Source organism: Yersinia massiliensis (genome assembly GCF_003048255.1).
Taxonomy (GTDB): Bacteria; Pseudomonadota; Gammaproteobacteria; order Enterobacterales; family Enterobacteriaceae; genus Yersinia; species Yersinia massiliensis_A.
Genome location: NZ_CP028488.1, coordinates 63810 through 80946, shown reverse-complemented (window position 1 = coordinate 80946; position 17137 = coordinate 63810). Strand labels below are relative to the sequence as shown.

The window sequence follows — 17137 nt, the reverse complement described above, 5'->3', positions numbered from 1 at the left end:
TATTACTCACTAACAAGTAAACACCATTCAAGTTATTTAAATCCTCTTCGTATTTATCCGTTATTCGTAATACAGGAATTAACCATATGAAACCATCGTATCTGGCCACGCTTGGCCTTTTCCTGCTATCCGGTTGTCAGGCACCACAGGCAAAACATCCGATACCTACTCCACAACCGATATCTATTCATACAGATCAAATGAGCCCCTCGTTACAGGATCTCGCCTTGAACGGAGCGCTAAATCAGAAAGTACATTTCGTACCTGGCAGCATTCGGGCAAACAGCCAACGACTTTCAGTGACATGGGATGGCGATGCTATTGAACTCCTGGCTGAATTAGCACGACAACGCGGCTTATCATTCGCTTATACCGGTGTCAGATTGCCACTTCCTGTCACTATTCATGTTCAAGACGTTACCTTTGAAACCCTGCTTCGAATTATCCGTACTCAAACCGACTGGCGAGCTCAGCTAGATCAGCAGTCCAGAGAGCTTCGCGTCTACTTTATGTTGCCCCTAAAACAAGGAGCTTTAGCATGATACGAAAAGCCTTGGCCCTCTGTCTGGCACTGGTCACCGTGCCAGTTATCGGGGCAACCATCGATACACCTCCACCACCGGATATCAATGCCTACCTATCGCCAAAGGCCACTGATAAACACGGTCTGAACGACACATTATGGCAACTTCTTAATGATGCGGGGCAAACCGTTGGTTTTCGGGGAGGAAAAGCACAGCGAGCCTGGGAACTGCAACAAGCGCTGAGTATTCAGAATGATGACTTAAATAGACTCTATACCTTTGCTCCGCTGATCAGTCGCCAGGGGTGGTTACCTCCCGTTATTGTCGCGGCTGAATCTCTCGCAAACATTACAGATAACCAGATACGAACCGCCAACAAAACCTACACCATTCTGGTGAAAGAGCGATTTGTCAGTAATCCGCCCTCTTGGCGGCAGTACTTATTGGCCGGGCTGGCAGTGAATACCGATATCCCTACAGAAATCGCCCCGAAAAATGGCGCCGAAGAGAAAGTCTGGCGTGCCGCGATAGAAAAGGGTTGGCAAGAAGGACGTGAAAGTGCCGACCGAACGTTGGAAAGCAACTTCAATCGATTAACTCGGGATTATGCCGGCATGGTGCGTTATTCCACTCTGGTACAGCAAGGCATGATCACCTTACCTGTGGTCAGTGAACAGCTGCAGTCCGTTACTGGCTCCCAAGACAAACTGATGTTGGGTGACAAAGTACGCGACCTGAAACAACGCGCTGGCTTTGAGTTGGATAAGAAACGTTGGAAACCCATCATTACAACGCAACAGTAACCGTTCAGGAGCATTCTCAATGCCTGCACTTGATGATTTAGTGGCACTAGATGATTTTGATTTTTCAGGCGGACTCGACGCAAACAAACTCCGAAGTTTTTTTGTTCACTGTTATCGCCATAAAGTCTCTGATATCCATCTACAGAGTGGAAGCCCAATCATTGTTGATCACTACGGCCGCAAGGTTGTAACCAACAAGTTCAATATTGATAGTTCCCAATTGGTGCGCCTCGTCGATGAGATATACACCCCTGATATTAAATCACTGGTCCAAGGGGGCTGTGGTGCTGACCGGGCTTTACAGCTGGAAGGTGATAATACTGGCCGTTTCGGACTCGAACGTGGTGAACGGGTGCGTTATCGCACTAACTTCATTCAGGCCACTATTGGTTCGCTTAATACAGCAATGGCCATCACGTTACGTATTATTCCATCAGCTATCCCGCCCTTAGACACAATGGGCCTGGAAGATGATCTCCGTCGCAGTTTATTACCTATGGATGGTCTGGGTTTAACGTGTGGTCCAACCGGCTCAGGGAAATCCACATTATTAGCCTCAACTTACCAGCATTACGGAGAAACACATCCCGACGGAAAGGTCACCACCTATGAAGATCCGGTCGAATATCTGCTAGGGGGTCCTCAATGGGTGCTCAAGCCTCAACAATCCGAAATTGGGAGAGATGTTCCGAGTTTTGCTGATGGCCTTCGTCTCTCGTTACGTCAGGCACCGACTTTAATTGGTGTTGGTGAGATACGTGATCTTGATACGTTAGAAGCCGCCATCGCCTGTGCTCACTCTGGCCATCTGGCCCTCAGTACATTGCATGCTTTCTCTCCGGGCCATGCTTTTTCTCGTTGTATCCGAATGGCGTCCAGTGACACCCGTGAACAAGTTGCCTTTGATCTACTTGATGCTTTGCGGTTTGTCATCGTGCAACGCCTCCTGCCAACGACTGATGGTAAACGTATCGCTGTTAGAGAATACGTCCTATTTGACGATGATTGGCGCGGCAAATTATCTCAACAACATTATTCTCGCTGGCCTGATCTGATTAACGCGTCACTTCGTGAGAGTTCGACGCGCATTGCAGATCAAACCTGGGAACTTTTTATGAACGGGCGAGTTGCTGAACATGTAGCGGAACAAGTGATGGGATGGCGCGAATTTAACGAAAAACGGAAAAAAACATAATGAACAACGATTATTGCAACTGGTTAGATGCGGGTCGCGCCGTCACGATCTTTGGCATTCCAGTGCTGGTTTATCTGGTGTTTATCGTGTGGGTATTTTGGCCAAGTATGCTGATGTTCCTCTTCTGTGTCGGATTGTTGGTGTTTTACAAACTACTGGCTTTCTTTGATTACACCCTCACGGTGGTATTCCAGCGTTTATTGCACCGGTTGCGCGGCAACATCATTACTGGTCGTCCCTGGTGGTATCGAAAATTCTTTGAATAGGAGTCCTATATGATAATCCTCAGCTCTGGCCATCCTTACCAACCTGTTGGGAGACACAATGAAAGCGACTGAATCTACCTACCTCGTTATTCCATTCGAACAGTTGAAAGAAGCCAAACGGCAGGCAGGTAAGCTGGACAATGGTGAGAATGCGCTGGAGTTCGACCCTGATCGCAAAATGTGGTTTGCCAAAGAGGGCGCTGAACTCGACAAACTCACTCGCTGGCGCATCGATAATACGCTGGCCACCGAAACCAATAACGATTCCGCCCAAGAGTTTGGCGACTTTATCCGTTCACTCGGCGGAAATCTTCAAGGCGACCCAGAGATGGATGGTCTAACTCATCGGATATCGATGAATGATGACAAGCAAGGTAAAAAATCTGGCGTTTATGTTGGTCATTTGGATGGCTTTGCCAATGGTTGGTTTGCTGATCATCGTGATGGCCATAGAAATACCTGGTCATCGAACTCAGACAGGCCTGACCCCATAGTGTTAGCACACCGCAAGGCAATGGCTGCACAAGAGCAACTACGGCGCGATGCCAGAATACGCCAAGAACAAGATAAGAAATCAGTCGAAGTCACCAAGTTATACGAGCGGTTGAGCCAAGCCAGCCAAGACCACCCCTACTTAAAGAAAAAGGGCGTGAAGGTAGCCAAAGGAATGCTCATTGATGATCGTAATCAATTGGTCATTCCATTATTGAATGTCGCCGGTGATATACGAACACTACAAACCATTGCACCCGATGGCAGTAAACGTTTAAGCAAGGGTGGGCAAAAGGAAGGTAATTTCTTCATTGTTGGTGGCACCCTTAAAAATGGTCAGCCCATTGTTTTTGCCGAGGGCTATGCCACCGCCGCCAGTGGCGCTATGGCTCTAAAGTACCCGGTGGTGATGACCGTTGATTCCGGCAATTTGGTCAAGGTGGCCAAAGCACTGCACGAGCGTTACCCCGACAGTCCTACCTTGTTCTTAGCGGATGATGATCCACCTAAGCCCAAACGCCCTGGCAATCCGGGGAAAGAAAAAGCCACAGAAGCCGCTGAGCTTACTGGCGGCATTGTTATATTACCGGCCTTTACTGCAGCTGAGCGCGAGAAGGGATTGACGGACTTCAATGACTTTCACCAGTCACGCGGTTTGTCGGCACTCGCAGAACAATTGGCCCCTGTTTTTGCTCCGTTACATCGTCCATCACCTCTGGAACCCACGACAATGGAAAATACACAGACTGAGCCCACACCCGAAATTGATATACCCTCCGTACAAGACCTACCCGTTAATGAATATGCTGACTATGGTCATATTGCTGATAGCGTCTTCGACCAAGAGGTCCAAGATTTCACACCATATGCTATCAATGACCCCATACCCCCTGTCACTGCAGAGCAGACCGTTATTCAGGAAGCACCTTTAGCTACGGAGCAAATCGTTATTCCAGAAACACCTGCGGCAGTTAAAAATGAGGCTGAAGAAGCAAAACAGGAAAATATTGCACCAATTGCTAACCCAACGATACCCACAGTTACGGCGCTCAAAGAAAAACCCATTGAGTTAGTTTCTTTCGCTGGCCGGCTGGCACCTCAACCTGCAACATCGACCCCTAATGAGCAACAAGCCCAGTCAGAGGCTAACCTGACAGCACAAACGGAAGACGCTATCTGTATCGAGATGCCTGCGGGCCAAGCTCGCCAAGTGGCTCCACTCGATCTAGATGCATTGATGCAACAAATTACCCATGAAATGGCCCTCGATGGACGGTCAGTAAAATATCTCTTTTCTGGTGAACCCGCCTTTGTCGACCACGGCGACCGCATCACAATGGCGAACGCGGCAGCAAGCCAAAGTGATGCCATGATATTGACGGCCTTACTTGTTTCACGCGAACAATATCGGGGGCGCATTGAGCTTACGGGGAGCGATCAGTTCAAGCATCGCGCCATTATGCTAATTGCTGAATACAACCTCGATGTCAAAATGAAAAACCCGCAGCAGCAACTGATGTTAGATGAGGCCCGTAAGCAGTTGGCAGACGAACCAACCCCAGGAGCGGAGGCAACACCCGTTGGCCCACAGACAGCATCTATTATGACTGAGGGGCAAACAACAGAACCTGCCACAGCAACAACAACAACAACAGCAACATCATCACCATTGGCGAACGAATTACCTCCAGAATTACGGCCTACAGTGCTTCCCCCAGAAATACCGCGAAATGCCAGTCGTAAGGAAAGCGAAGCAGGTCTGACAGGCGCTTTATTGGGGCATGGTCCCGCACCGTACAATTTTGATTCGTCTGAGAATCTTAGCTATTACGTACATTTACGTACCGCGCATGGAGAACGTTACGTTTGGGGGAAAGAGTTGGCACAGGTCATGCCAGACAGTGGCCTCAGTAAAAACGATGTGGTGACGCTAACCTGGCTCGGCAGTAAAGAGGTCACGGTCCAGGCTAAAGTACGTGACGCGAACAATAAGATCGTGGTCGATAAAAACGGAGTTGAACAGACGGAGGAAATCATTTCCCACCGTAATCAATGGGCTATAAAGCCGGCAGTCGACCCTCAGTTGCTTGTCAGCCATGAACAGCAGACTACACCGCCAGCATCACTGACAGCTTATGACATGGCCCATTTTTTTGCGTTACAACAGCAGGTTGTTGAACTGGCGGCAAAAGCTGGGGTATCACTGCCTCCATTGCCTGCACAGGCCAATGACCTTGTGTGGTTTAAGCCTAACGGCCAAGGTACAACAGCCCCTGCCACTCGACCGGCGACCACCCCACTGCCTGCACAGACCCAAGATGCAGGTACTGTACTCATGAAAACGATGACAGCCGAAAACCAACTTAAGTTATTACTGGTAAAAGGCTTAGGCGATTATGTGCAAGGCGTCGTGCAATACGAAGGTGAGTACCATCCGGTGCTCGGTAAACTTTGTATCAATGACAAAGGGACACGTTATGTAGCCTTAAATGCGGTTACGGCTGACGGCGTCAAATCCATAGGCCACGGTAATGCCATCAATCACGCCGAAGGAGCCAATAACGCTTTCGTGTTCCGTCTCCAGGGGGAAAAAGACAAACTTTATGCGACGCTGGTTGAACCCGCAAAGTGCCCCCCGGCACTGCATAAGCAACTTGGGTTTACGCACGACTATATTCCACCGTCGCAAGCCCCGCAGAGCCGGGACAATCACACCGTGGAAAACCGAATCAATCCGGCACCTCAGGCACCGCGTCCAGGCTTATAAGGAAAGGCAATGCAACGAAGATACTATTTTATACTTGCCGCCCTGGTGGCCAGCACCTTATCTCTGCAGGTTCAAGCAGCGGATTGCCGTGCGGCTACTGCGGCACAAGCTGGGGCGCAGGCTGGCTACGAACGTGCTCGCAAAGCTGCAGAAGCATGGTCACAACGTGAAAATCAGGTATCAAGCGGATTGCAGCAATGCTTGGGAGATATCAGCACAGCCATTACGGTACCGACTTTCCCTGATCTCAGTGGCATCTTGAACGGGATAAAGGACAAAATCTGTCGTGCTGCAAGAGACAAGATACAAGAATATGTACCGAGTAACATTGACCCATGGGGAGATTTGTCGTCTCGCACCAGCGGTGTAATTGGCACCTCATCGAATTCAGTCAGTGTACCTCAGTCCTATGCACCTACCACTTATAGTCAGATACCTGCAGCTACGTCCCCAGTGAGCTCCGCCTCCGGGGACGGTTACATCTTCACTCGCTAACCGACCGTACCTTTAGCGGTTTCCCCTGTTCTTCTTTGCAACCCCGTTCGGTCTCCCCTACGGGGCTTGCCAGTGGATATCACCATGAAAAAAAATCTACCCGCTCCCTCTGATGGGGGGAGTGCTGACCCGTATGCGTCTGCAAGAGCACAGCACATTGAAAGCCAGCTCAATGTCAGTTTCACCCGAAAATCTCTCATGGTGAACATATGGCAAAGTGCTTCTCTTTTTCTTTGTCTGTTGATTATCGCTGTTCTGGGATATGCCGTTTTAAACCCGCCAGTAAAATATTTTGCAACGCAAGATGGTCGTGTTATCCCGCTGACCCCAACAGATCAGCCAGCTTACAGTGATGCGGATGTTACCGATTTTGGCAACCGTGTTATTCGTGAGGCGTTCACTCTCGACTTCGTGAATTACCGCACACAAATGAATAACTTACTTCCCCGATTCTCAGATGAAGGCTTTCGCAGCTATTACGCTGCGCTGACCACATCCAACGTACTTGCCTCCATCAAAGACAAAAAAATGAACATGTCGGTGATGACGTCTCCAGGCGTAGTCGTTAGCAAGGGAACGTTAGAAAACGGGGTATATGCCTGGAAAATTCAATATCCCGTCAAATTCAAATTGACCGGTCAGACAACTTCACTGCCTGAACAAAGTTTTGTGTTGTCACTGCTTATTCAGCGTACCGACCCACGATTGAAGAATACCGGTCTGGAAGTATCTCAGCTCATTACCTATGAGGCTCAATAACCATGAAAATCCAGTATGCCAGTCTGCTCCTGTTAACGTTGGTTAACAGTGTTAGCGCTGCAATCACCACTGACGTCGCTGCAGCCCCCAATGCCTGGCAACCAGCACAAACGCTAAGTGCAGCACCGACAACCAGTACACCACAAAATGTTGCCGCTCAGGTGGCACCAACAGTAGGGCCTGCGCCTACAGCCCCACTTCCTCAAGGCGGAGCAACCCCTCTGCCCTCACCCGCGCTAACTTATGCTCAGGGTCAGATGGCTCCATTATCGCCTGATGATGTGACTGGCTTACGGGGGACATTTGACCAACTGCAACGTAGTGAGGGGCGAGCGCCCGTCACTGCGGTTCCCCGGATTAGTTCTCTGACGGTCAACCTGTCACCTGGTGCCTCACTACCCATGCTGCGGGCACTTCCAAACTTTCCTGCGACCGTATCTTTCACTGATGAAACAGGCGCGCCCTGGAATATTGACGCGCCGCCAATCAACGGTAACGAAGCCGGGTTTTCCATCAATTACATTCCAAACAGTCCGGTAATGTCAGTTCAGGCCAGACGGGCCTATGACTCTGGGAGCGTGACGGTATATCTGAAAGGTTTACCGGTGCCTGTAGTGATCGCCTTATCCAGTGGCGAACCAGATAACCCCGGACAAGCACAAATTACAGATAGCAGTCTGAACCTTCGTATTCCTATGCGGGGCCCAGCCGCTAAAGCCCAACCTATTGCGCGAGAAAAAATCAGTTTGGACAATCCAACATTGCAATCCTTTTTGGATGGTGTCCCTCCCAAAGAAGCTAAGCGTCTAAAAACCAGTGGCAACGTCCCGATGACATCTGTTTGGCAATTAGGCGATGACTTATATATCCGCTCACGCAGCGATATACGGGATGCGTTTGTAGAAACCTCGGCAGCAGCAGATGGAACTCGAGTTTGGAAATTGCCCGTCACCCCCGAAGTGGTTTTTTCCGTTCAGAGCCGAAATACCACACTGAACATCAACCTGGAGTAAGCCGATGGCCATTGAACAAGATGCTGCAAATGACGGAAAAAAATCACTGATACTGGGCATTGCTGTTGTCACTATTGTTGGCGCAGGAGCTTACCTCGGGTGGGGATGGTTACACAGAGCAGAGCCAACACCGTCAAATTATAAATTGAACAGCGTGGCCAACAATGCCGCGCATAACAGTATTGAAACAGCGCAGTACCGGAAGTTGCAAAGTGAAGCTAATAACATCGGTGGAAAAACGGCAGACAGCGGGGGAAACAGCTTTGTGGCGTCCTTACGCATGAGTGATGTCAAACCTGTAGCCCCAACACCGGCTCTACAACCTGTAAGCCTAAATACTACAACCGTAACCTCCTCTCAAGGGGACACAACCAACTCAGGTATAGCTGAGAACGAAAAAGCCGCTCTCAATAGTTACATGAAACTACTCAACGAGCGCTGGAAGCCTGGTGGCATACAATTGGCTAGTTCTTTTGGTCACAGCCAACAAGGCAATGGGCAATCAGGCAGTACATCAGAGAATGCTTTTAGCGCATGGAGTAATGGGCTCCCAGGCAATGCGCCGGTGACTGTATCGAGCCAAACAACAGCCAATAACGTGGTTCAAGACCTCATGGTTGTGCCACCGAATACACTTAGGCCGGGTGTAATAGACACTGCAATCGACTCTGACAACCTCAATTCAATCGTTAAGGCTCATATTCCTGCAGGCTTTTTAGCGGGAGCCAGCTTCACCGCTCGGGGTATACAACTGGCGGGTAACGGAGTGGTCATCCATCTCACTAGCATGACACTCAACGGTATTGAATATCAGGTCGATGCCTATGCGTTACAAGACGATACGTTGCAATCCTCCGTCGCCAGTGACGTCAACAACCGTTATATATCCCGAATTATATTGCCCGCCGTTGCCACTGGTATTGGTGGATTGGGTGAATTGTATAAACAACAAAACACGCAAATCCTATCGACCAACGCTGGCACGATCAGCGGCGGGACTGGCTCGGTTAAAGGCTCAGCTGTAGCAGGTACCATCGTCGGTGGCATTGGCTCTCAAGCTGGCCAAGTGATGGCGAGTGATGCCGCCAAACTTCCCGTCCAACAGGTTCGCGTTTTCAAAAACCAAGTTGTGGCCATCCAATTTATGAAAGGTGTGTATGAGAGCGACCGTCTCAACAAAAACGCGACCGCCATACCCCAAGCAGGAGCACGCTAATGACAACATCTCATTTTGACCTGGAAACGCCCCCAGTTGATTTGCCCGAAAATGAACCAGAGGTAACCCAAACACCTATCGCCAGTAAGCCAACCTCAAAACTTATCACTTTGCCTTTCGGCTTAAAGGTTGCCCCGTTGCAAGCCGGGATGATGGGACTCGTCATCGTCGGAATTGTCGCTTTCGGGGTATTGCGTAATGCCCCCTCGAAAGCCGATGCGCCACCGCAATTTGCAGCTCAAGAGCCCATAACCACACCGCCTATTGTGCCCGCTCCTTACTCACCACCGTCAACATCAGTGCAGAACACGACCATCGACGCACCACCAACGAGGGAACCTGTGGCCAGTCCCCTGGCAGAGCCTGGCCCGCAAATAGTTGAAGAGTTGCGGGTATACGGGGAAAACAACCGTGAAGGAATAAAAGCATTGGATCAACGTTTGCGCCTCCTGGAGCAACAGGTTGCCTATTTGGCACAACGCCCAAGTCCTGCATCAGTATCCACCATGACCACAGCCTCTGCTGTTGCACCGAAAGCCTCCCTCCGCACCGCGTCAAAAAACAGCGGATTACGGGGTGCCAGTATCAACAGTTTATATCCGGGATTAGCTTGGGTGACTTATCAGGGAAGTACCTGGGCACTGCAACCGGGTGACCGCATTGGTCATGCCACAGTGCAACGCATTGACACTCAAAATCGTGAGGTCATCACCACTGCCGGTGTTATCCGGTAAGGATACCTATGGACTTGGTCCAAATGCTGGCCAACGCCGTCAACAACGTTACGGCGGTTGGAATTCAGCTGATCATCGCGATGGGGGCAGTAGGTGGCTTAATCATGCTGGTCTTGCACTTTGGCAATATCGCCAGTCGTGCACGCAGAGGACAGGTACAAGACGGCCCTGGAAAAATCATGCTGATCATTCTGATATGCGGCTGCGTTATTGCACTGCATCAGGTGATGAATGCAACCTCACGACAAATGGCTTTGGGTGACGTCACTTTTGGTGCAATAGCCTATGTTTCCGAAGGCAAATACGGCCCTGCTGCGGTCGCTATTAATGCCGGTCTTACACTTCTGCAGTGGATCGGTGTCATTTATGCGTATCAGGGCTTATTACGTCTGAGACGCTCTACAAAAGACGGTCATACCGGTTTTAGCGCCGGTGATGATGTCGCAAGCGGCGCTAAGCGAATAATTATTGGCACCCTGCTCGCAGTCAATCCACGGGTACTCGATGCCCTACAAAACACAATCAATTTTCATTGGTAAATACAGAGGTCATAATGAACGCTCGTCAAATCTTGAAAGACTTTCCACTTTTCATCTCAGTTAAAGCAGCCTTACTGGCAGAAACACTCCGCCGGCAATATGTTCGCATCGTTGCAGGTTTACTGGCAGGGTTCCTGACCCCTCTCGCCCATGCCGATGGAGATCTTGTCGATATGATTAAAGCCCCTTTGGACGGCATTTATTCATTAAAAGAGCCTATCGTGAAAGCGTCAATGACCCTCGGCCTCATTTTAATAGCTGTTGCCATCGGCATGATGGCTTCCAAGAAAAATAACCCACAAATCAAGGGTTGGCACATCTTGATATTATTTGCAGCGGGAGGCTGTCTTATTGCGCTTGATCAGATTGCTAATCGTAGCCAGAAGCAGATGGGGCTGAACCCAGTATCTGTCGGTTAACGTAGATAGCCGGCCCTTGTGGCCGGCCTTACTTAACTCGAACGTCTCAATGAGGCTTCTTTCCGAAAGCCCCCATTCTTTGGAGTACTTATGCTGGTCTTTTCCGTTTCCCGTCGTGTGACGGGCCTTTCCCGCACGCCTCAACAACAGAATACATTAGATGAAACAGCCCGTATGGCGGGACATAACTGTGAATTCTGTGGCTACGAGTCACCTAAAAATACCGTGATATTTCGTGACCAAAACCAACTAAATACACTCCGAGATAACCTTTGTGTCGCTGACCCACTGTGTCAAGCCTGGCAACAATTGGATACCGTGACGGCGGAAGCCGGGGTCATTGTCTATCTGCCAGTTTTGCGACCGGAGGATATCAATCATCTCCAACGGGCCATAGCTCAGGCACTTGAATCTGACAGTGAAGAATATCAGCAAGATGCCAAAGCTCTACTCAATTGGCTCACCTCTCACGACAAACCAGTACGCAAATCATGGGGAACAACGCATCCTCAAGCATTTGGTGAAGCCTTGAAACGTCTCCCGGATGAAAAACGTGAATCCTTACTGTCCCGCTGTCGCCATCTGGCATTGGCGCTACATCCAGGCCGCCTAAAAGGACGACTGGCAACCACAGGGCTAGATGCCAATACAACCTGGTGGTCACTCCTATACCGTGATTATTGCTCCCGGAGCTGAACATGATTGTCGATAAAATCGAAGATGCTTTTGCTTATTTTTCTCGCTACACATTAGGGCGTGATTTTTCCCAGTATTGTGACCTACGCACAGTCATTGGGCTGACTCCCGACGACAAAATACGGCACCCCTCATTGGCCGCGCCGTACATTCATGTGACACACAACAATGATTACGCCAGCTGCTTTGAGGTTTTGGGCGCTTTCAGAGAATTCAGTGAAGCCGAGCCTCGTACTGTGGGCGACATACCCGATACTGATAGCTTTCTCAGGTTTGTTCTGAAACTCAGAGACTCCTTAACGGGCGATTTTAAAGCCTTGGGGCAAAAGTTATGTATTGTCTTTGAGCGCGATCCTACACGGGGGAAAGAAGAAATAACGCGGCTGGTTGAGCCTCAAAGGCTGGCATACCGTAAGCTGGGGCTTGAACTGGATGATTTAGTGGATGAACAAATTGTCAAAATGTCGCCTTATGTTGCCCGAGAACGTGTTTGGTTGACGGTTTATACCGCAATTTCATCACTGCCTCCGGCAGAACGTAAGGAAGAAGTTCAACGCCAAGACAAACAGTTTAAAGATATGCCAGAAGCGCGTTTCGGCCAGAATCCGGTATTTGCCGAGTTCGAAGGCTTGAAAATGCGACATGATGCGTTTATCGACAAACTGGCAACTGATCTTAAAGATGGCAATGAAGGTGTAATGGTGCGCTTGCTCGACGCCCATGAAGCAGGCCACGTTCTCAGGGATGAAATCGAACGACTCAGCACAGATGAAAGTTGGCAGCCACTGTTACCAGGTGATCGTGTTATCCCTCATGGCAAGCTACGCGGTGACGATATTAGTGCTGCACTGGCCCCTCATCTCAACTTTCAATATTGTGACACCGAAGTGAAAGCACACGGCAGCATGATCGAAGTGGACGGTTTGTACCATGGTCAATTGGCCATGACGCTTGCCCCGCAACGCCCTGAACCCTTTAGCCAGTTGTTTAAGAAGGTTCCGAGGCAAATTCCTTGGCGGTTAAGACTCGATCTGATGCCTGGTGGGGGGGATTTGCTCAATAGCAAACATAACCTGTTGTCCTTTGTCGCTTTTGTCCCTGGATTACGCGATATTTACCAGTCTGTCTCTTGGCTGCTGGAACAAAATAAGAAAGAGCCTGTGTGCATGATGAGCATTACAGCCAGTACTTGGGATGCAGATAAAAGCCGACTTAAACGCAACTTAACACTGCTGCAAAAGTCACTTCAATCGTGGGGTGTATCCAGTGTGACCAAAACCTTTGGTGACCCAATCCGTGCCTGGATCAACACACTACCGCTGGCATCAAGTTTTAGTGCTTCTACATTGATGTTCCCGCCGCTTTCGGAAGGTATCAAGTTAATGCCTCTGCAGCGTCCGGCCAGCCCATGGGGAAACGAAGGAAACTCTATTCATCAAACTGTGGACGGTAAACCGTATCCTATCCAGTTAGCCAGCTCGCTACAGGAAAAGCATACAGAATTACTTGCCGGTTCTCCTGGCTCAGGAAAGTCTCTGTTAGCTAACAGCTTACATCTTGATGCCATTGCTAATGGAAACAGTGACCTTCCCTTTATGGCCTTTACCGATAAGGGGTTTACCGCACAAGGTTTCTATGACCTAATTTCCGACAGTCTTTCTCCTGATCAGAAAGACAAAATCATCAGTATTATCCTGCGTAACGATGCAGATCACTGCCGTAACCCGTTTGATATTCTTCTTGGTTTGAAATACCCCATCAGTACCGAGCGTGAATATATATTGGGAATGCTACTCAGTTTATGTATCGATCCAGAGAAAGGCATCGCCCCAGACTCTGCATCCTGCAGACAAATTCTGTCTCGCGCTGTGGACCTGGTATATCGCAAAAATAGTGATGATGAACCAATTCGGTATGGTGCGACCCTTGTACCTGCTGTTGATACGGCATTGAAAAAAAGTGGTTGCATTGCTGAACATGACGCTCAGTGGTGGGAAATGGCTACCTGGTATGAAGTGAGAGATTTACTCTTTGATCACGGGCATGTGTATGAGGCATCGCTCGCTCAGGCACAGGCGGTACCCGAGTTAAATGACTTACAAGGGGCACTCAATAGCAAAGAATTACTAGTCGCTTTTGGCAAAGTCAATCGGCCTGGCTCTGATGAACTACTGCTCAGCTATGTTTCTCGTTGCCTGACACAAGCCCTCTTCGATTATCCACTGATTGCGGGGCGTACTCGCTTTACCGTCAGCCCCAATACACGAATTCGCATTGTCGATGTCAATAATGTTGCGGGAAAAAACACCCCGGAAGGGAAGATTCGTACCGGCATTATGTACCAGTTCGCTCGCCACCTTGCCGGCGCGAATGATTTCTACCTGCCGCAGTATCAAGATGAGTTATACGGCAAATTAAATGAACGTTACATCCCTCTACATCGCAAGCGTATCGAACAATTAGATCAAGAAGTAAAACTCATATTTATTGACGAGTTACACAATATTAAAGGCATCGACACATTGTGGGAGGCCCTGCAAACAGAGGACCGCGAGCAACGTAAATTCGGTATTCGTACCGTGTTTGCTTCTCAGTATCTTGATGATTATCCAAAATCTATTCTGGAATCAGCCAACTCACTCTATTTAATGCGTGTTAGAACCAAAGATTTCCCGGTGCTGCAAGAAACATTCAATGTGCCGCGCACAACACTCCTTAAACTTTTGAGTACCACACGGGGACCTGCGGCAGATGGCAGCGGTGTCACTTTCCTTGCCGTATTCCAAACGACCAACGGTAACGTCGCTCAGTTACTGAAAAATACGGCGGGCCCACTGCGATTATGGGCTTTGAACTCAACACCGGCTAATCGAGCTTTGCGCAACTTTTTATATGACGCATTGGACGGCAAAACCGCACGTAGGCTATTAGCTGATACGTTCCCCAGTGGATCTGCGGAGAAACATATTCAGATGATGAAAAAACGTGCCGGTAATGACGATGAAGACAGTGTCATTCGACAACTGGCCGACGAGTTAATTGCCAAGGCTGGCTATATTCAAGGCAACGCCGCATAGCACCAACACACTGCAACCAAGGATTCAAAACCATCGACATCGAGATGTGAACGGTGAAACGTATTATTAACGCTATCTTAAACTCGCAGTTTATACACTTATTCCACCCCACAGATTTACTTCTCTTCTTTCTATTCGTTTGCATCTTGTTTCTATCTGTCTTCATGACCCTTATGGTAAGGCGCTAATCATGCACACCCATCGTTATTTCTCTGGCCAATTCAGTCTATTGACCAGCTTGGTTCTATCCGCTTGCCTACCTGGATACGCCTTAGCCTATCCGGTAGAGGTTATGACGAGCATCCCGATACAAACACAAGTGGCTCCTGCCCTTGGGACCATCAACGGGACGTTGACTGAGATTGCCACCACTCAACATCAAGTTGGCGCGGCCATTAATCAAAATGGAGGAAAGGTGGCCACACAAATTGAACAAGCGGCACAGGCTCAACGTGATCAGGATATTTTCGCGAGACAGGCTGAAAAACTTGAGCAGGCGCGTAGAACCTATACCATTCCCGATAGCATCTGTTCTGAATCTGGTTCTGGTGTAGCGGCTCAAGTACAAAGTGGCGCACGGGCCCATCAAGGAGCATTGGCCAGTGGTGGCGGAATTAGTAATAACACCATTCGACAAGGTGTAACCGCGCCAACACCACCACAAGAGCAAGCACAATTTCGCACTGCAGCTATACATGCTGATTACTGTGATGCTACGGATGTAGCGGCTTACGGTGGGACAGCGTTATGCAAAGCTATTTCAGAACGTCCGGGGGGAGATAAGCGATTAACCTCTTTATTGGATGGCGCAGGTAAAGATGGAAAAACCCCAGACCTCACTTTCAACCAGCAACAAACCGATGCTGCTATGGCATACGCCATTAACAGTGCGCCAGCTGCCGCAGGTAAGCAGTTAGGGAAAGGTGAAGTCAAAACAACTTCTGGTCAGCAATATATTGGGATCATGACCCAATACGAAGCGATTAACTCAGCTGCCCGTGAACCCATGCTGGCGATGATCGCCGCAAGTCAGCCTAACGAGGCGACAAAAGACGTTATTACAAAGGAAACATTACGTTCCCCGTCAGCTGCGGCCTATTTCAGCCGCACTGCCTCAGAAGAAGCTAAAAACACCGGCATAATGTCCGAACGAGAGTTTGAGCAATTCGAGGCAGGTCGACGCTATGCCAATACCGAATACCTAAATGACATTTCGAATATGGAGGGGGATCTCCTGTTGCGTGAAGCTATTCTGATTCAGTCCCAACAAAATTGGCTGTTATTAGGCATCAAACGTGAAATGCAGAAAAATAACATCCTGCAAGGTCAACAGCTGTCTCTCGCCGCAACGGAGAATTACCGTCCGCAATTGCAAGCCAAAATGCGTGAAGTGAACGCGGGGATATCCAGAAATGACTAATAAAACAGAAAAATCACCTCAGTGGGGAAAACGTTTAAGCAAAGGTTTGTATTACTCGACTAACATAATTTTACCACTTTCAGAAGTACGCTACGCGGCGTCCAAAATAGGGCCTTCGCTGTTTAATAATTTCAAACGGCTCAAATATCTCTCCCCGTATCATCAACTGAAACAAAAGCTGAAAGAACCCATATTGAGCTTTGAGGAAGCGGTAGCCGCCAGTGGTCTGTCAGTCAATAACTTACAACATCGATTTAAGTGCCGAAAAATGGTATGCCTCACCCTAGCAGCTGTGCCGTCGTTACTGGCTATAGGACTTATTTTAGCAATTGCGGTTAGTGGCATCTACACACCTCTAGTACTTGTAAAAGGTTTTGTACTAATACTGGTTTTGCTGTCACTGGCTGCAGTGCCATTTGTCCAGGCACTTATTTGTACCTGGCGATTATGGCAACTGAGCCAACAACGAACTTCGCCAGAAGAACGTGGTGGGTTTAGCGATTTTTTGGCAGAAGTTGCCTGGTTTAAATCAACAATCTCATCATCACCGCAAGTAAAGAGTAAAAAACGATTGCTTGATATACGCAAATAACCCTACGACTCAAGTAATCGACCTACAGTTTTAGCCTTCTACTATCCCATGAGCTTTTCCATCCTCACCTGTTAACCCAGGCGGGCACCTCTATATATCTGTGAGCCAATACTATGAATGCCATACGAAA

The 17137-nt window shown here is 48.9% G+C and carries 16 protein-coding genes; all 16 read left to right on the top strand.

Annotation, left to right across the window (positions count from 1 at the left end; translation table 11 throughout):
- Positions 1–86: 86 nt before the first annotated feature.
- Positions 87–542, top strand: a complete 456-nt coding sequence (locus tag DA391_RS23570) for a DotD/TraH family lipoprotein (RefSeq protein ID WP_108088345.1) — start codon at positions 87–89, stop codon at positions 540–542.
- Positions 539–1327, top strand: a complete 789-nt coding sequence (locus DA391_RS23565; protein WP_050074349.1) for a type IV secretory system conjugative DNA transfer family protein — start codon at positions 539–541, stop codon at positions 1325–1327. The genes DA391_RS23570 and DA391_RS23565 overlap by 4 nt, the downstream gene beginning before the upstream one ends.
- Before the next feature lie 19 nt (positions 1328–1346).
- Positions 1347–2522: a plasmid transfer ATPase TraJ gene (gene traJ / locus DA391_RS23560; RefSeq protein ID WP_108088344.1), complete on the top strand. Its 1176-nt coding sequence runs from the start codon at positions 1347–1349 to the stop codon at positions 2520–2522.
- On the top strand, positions 2522–2788 hold the full coding sequence (gene icmT, locus DA391_RS23555) for an IcmT/TraK family protein (RefSeq protein ID WP_050074346.1): 267 nt from the start codon (positions 2522–2524) through the stop codon (positions 2786–2788). The genes traJ and icmT overlap by 1 nt, the downstream gene beginning before the upstream one ends.
- 58 nt (positions 2789–2846) lie before the next feature.
- Complete coding sequence (locus DA391_RS23550) at positions 2847–6047, top strand: LPD7 domain-containing protein (protein WP_108088343.1); 3201 nt, start codon at positions 2847–2849, stop codon at positions 6045–6047.
- Between the two features lie 9 nt (positions 6048–6056).
- A complete protein-coding gene (locus DA391_RS23545) occupies positions 6057–6542 on the top strand; it encodes a hypothetical protein (RefSeq protein ID WP_108088342.1) in 486 nt (161 codons plus the stop codon).
- Positions 6543–6626: 84 nt separating this feature from the next.
- Entirely contained in the window at positions 6627–7301 is a 675-nt protein-coding gene (locus DA391_RS23540) for a DotI/IcmL/TraM family protein (protein ID WP_088130783.1), read from the top strand.
- A gap of 2 nt (positions 7302–7303) precedes the next feature.
- A complete protein-coding gene (locus tag DA391_RS23535; protein ID WP_088130785.1) occupies positions 7304–8314 on the top strand; it encodes a DotH/IcmK family type IV secretion protein in 1011 nt (336 codons plus the stop codon).
- Between the two features lie 4 nt (positions 8315–8318).
- Positions 8319–9530 carry a conjugal transfer protein TraO gene (traO, locus tag DA391_RS23530; RefSeq protein WP_088130787.1) on the top strand — a complete coding sequence of 404 codons (1212 nt, stop codon included), beginning with the start codon at positions 8319–8321 and terminating at the stop codon, positions 9528–9530.
- Positions 9530–10264 carry a hypothetical protein gene (locus DA391_RS23525; RefSeq protein WP_088130789.1) on the top strand — a complete coding sequence of 245 codons (735 nt, stop codon included), beginning with the start codon at positions 9530–9532 and terminating at the stop codon, positions 10262–10264. The genes traO and DA391_RS23525 overlap by 1 nt, the downstream gene beginning before the upstream one ends.
- An 8-nt stretch (positions 10265–10272) precedes the next feature.
- Positions 10273–10803 (top strand): conjugal transfer protein TraQ, encoded by a 531-nt coding sequence (traQ, locus tag DA391_RS23520; protein ID WP_108088341.1) that lies wholly within the window; start codon positions 10273–10275, stop codon positions 10801–10803.
- Between the two features lie 14 nt (positions 10804–10817).
- Positions 10818–11222, top strand: coding sequence for a DUF6750 family protein (locus DA391_RS23515; protein WP_108088340.1), 405 nt, complete (start codon positions 10818–10820; stop codon positions 11220–11222).
- A gap of 90 nt (positions 11223–11312) precedes the next feature.
- Complete coding sequence (locus tag DA391_RS23510) at positions 11313–11918, top strand: hypothetical protein (RefSeq protein ID WP_108088339.1); 606 nt, start codon at positions 11313–11315, stop codon at positions 11916–11918.
- A 2-nt stretch (positions 11919–11920) separates the two neighbouring features.
- On the top strand, positions 11921–14995 hold the full coding sequence (locus tag DA391_RS23505) for a conjugal transfer protein (RefSeq protein WP_108088338.1): 3075 nt from the start codon (positions 11921–11923) through the stop codon (positions 14993–14995).
- A gap of 190 nt (positions 14996–15185) precedes the next feature.
- Positions 15186–16415 (top strand): conjugal transfer protein TraW, encoded by a 1230-nt coding sequence (gene traW / locus DA391_RS23500; protein WP_108088337.1) that lies wholly within the window; start codon positions 15186–15188, stop codon positions 16413–16415.
- Complete coding sequence (gene traX / locus DA391_RS23495; protein WP_108088336.1) at positions 16408–17007, top strand: conjugal transfer protein TraX; 600 nt, start codon at positions 16408–16410, stop codon at positions 17005–17007. Before traW ends, traX begins: the two co-directional genes overlap by 8 nt.
- Positions 17008–17137 lie beyond the last annotated feature (130 nt).

Excerpts from the sequence above, each read along its gene's own strand:
- DA391_RS23570 (WP_108088345.1), top strand. The coding sequence starts at position 87 with ATGAAACCATCGTATCTGGCCACGCTTGGCCTTTTCCTGCTATCCGGT.
- DA391_RS23565 (WP_050074349.1), top strand. The coding sequence starts at position 539 with ATGATACGAAAAGCCTTGGCCCTCTGTCTGGCACTGGTCACCGTGCCA.
- traJ (WP_108088344.1), top strand. The coding sequence starts at position 1,347 with ATGCCTGCACTTGATGATTTAGTGGCACTAGATGATTTTGATTTTTCA.
- icmT (WP_050074346.1), top strand. The coding sequence starts at position 2,522 with ATGAACAACGATTATTGCAACTGGTTAGATGCGGGTCGCGCCGTCACG.
- DA391_RS23550 (WP_108088343.1), top strand. The coding sequence starts at position 2,847 with ATGAAAGCGACTGAATCTACCTACCTCGTTATTCCATTCGAACAGTTG.
- DA391_RS23545 (WP_108088342.1), top strand. The coding sequence starts at position 6,057 with ATGCAACGAAGATACTATTTTATACTTGCCGCCCTGGTGGCCAGCACC.
- DA391_RS23540 (WP_088130783.1), top strand. The coding sequence starts at position 6,627 with ATGAAAAAAAATCTACCCGCTCCCTCTGATGGGGGGAGTGCTGACCCG.
- DA391_RS23535 (WP_088130785.1), top strand. The coding sequence starts at position 7,304 with ATGAAAATCCAGTATGCCAGTCTGCTCCTGTTAACGTTGGTTAACAGT.
- traO (WP_088130787.1), top strand. The coding sequence starts at position 8,319 with ATGGCCATTGAACAAGATGCTGCAAATGACGGAAAAAAATCACTGATA.
- DA391_RS23525 (WP_088130789.1), top strand. The coding sequence starts at position 9,530 with ATGACAACATCTCATTTTGACCTGGAAACGCCCCCAGTTGATTTGCCC.
- traQ (WP_108088341.1), top strand. The coding sequence starts at position 10,273 with ATGGACTTGGTCCAAATGCTGGCCAACGCCGTCAACAACGTTACGGCG.
- DA391_RS23515 (WP_108088340.1), top strand. The coding sequence starts at position 10,818 with ATGAACGCTCGTCAAATCTTGAAAGACTTTCCACTTTTCATCTCAGTT.
- DA391_RS23510 (WP_108088339.1), top strand. The coding sequence starts at position 11,313 with ATGCTGGTCTTTTCCGTTTCCCGTCGTGTGACGGGCCTTTCCCGCACG.
- DA391_RS23505 (WP_108088338.1), top strand. The coding sequence starts at position 11,921 with ATGATTGTCGATAAAATCGAAGATGCTTTTGCTTATTTTTCTCGCTAC.
- traW (WP_108088337.1), top strand. The coding sequence starts at position 15,186 with ATGCACACCCATCGTTATTTCTCTGGCCAATTCAGTCTATTGACCAGC.
- traX (WP_108088336.1), top strand. The coding sequence starts at position 16,408 with ATGACTAATAAAACAGAAAAATCACCTCAGTGGGGAAAACGTTTAAGC.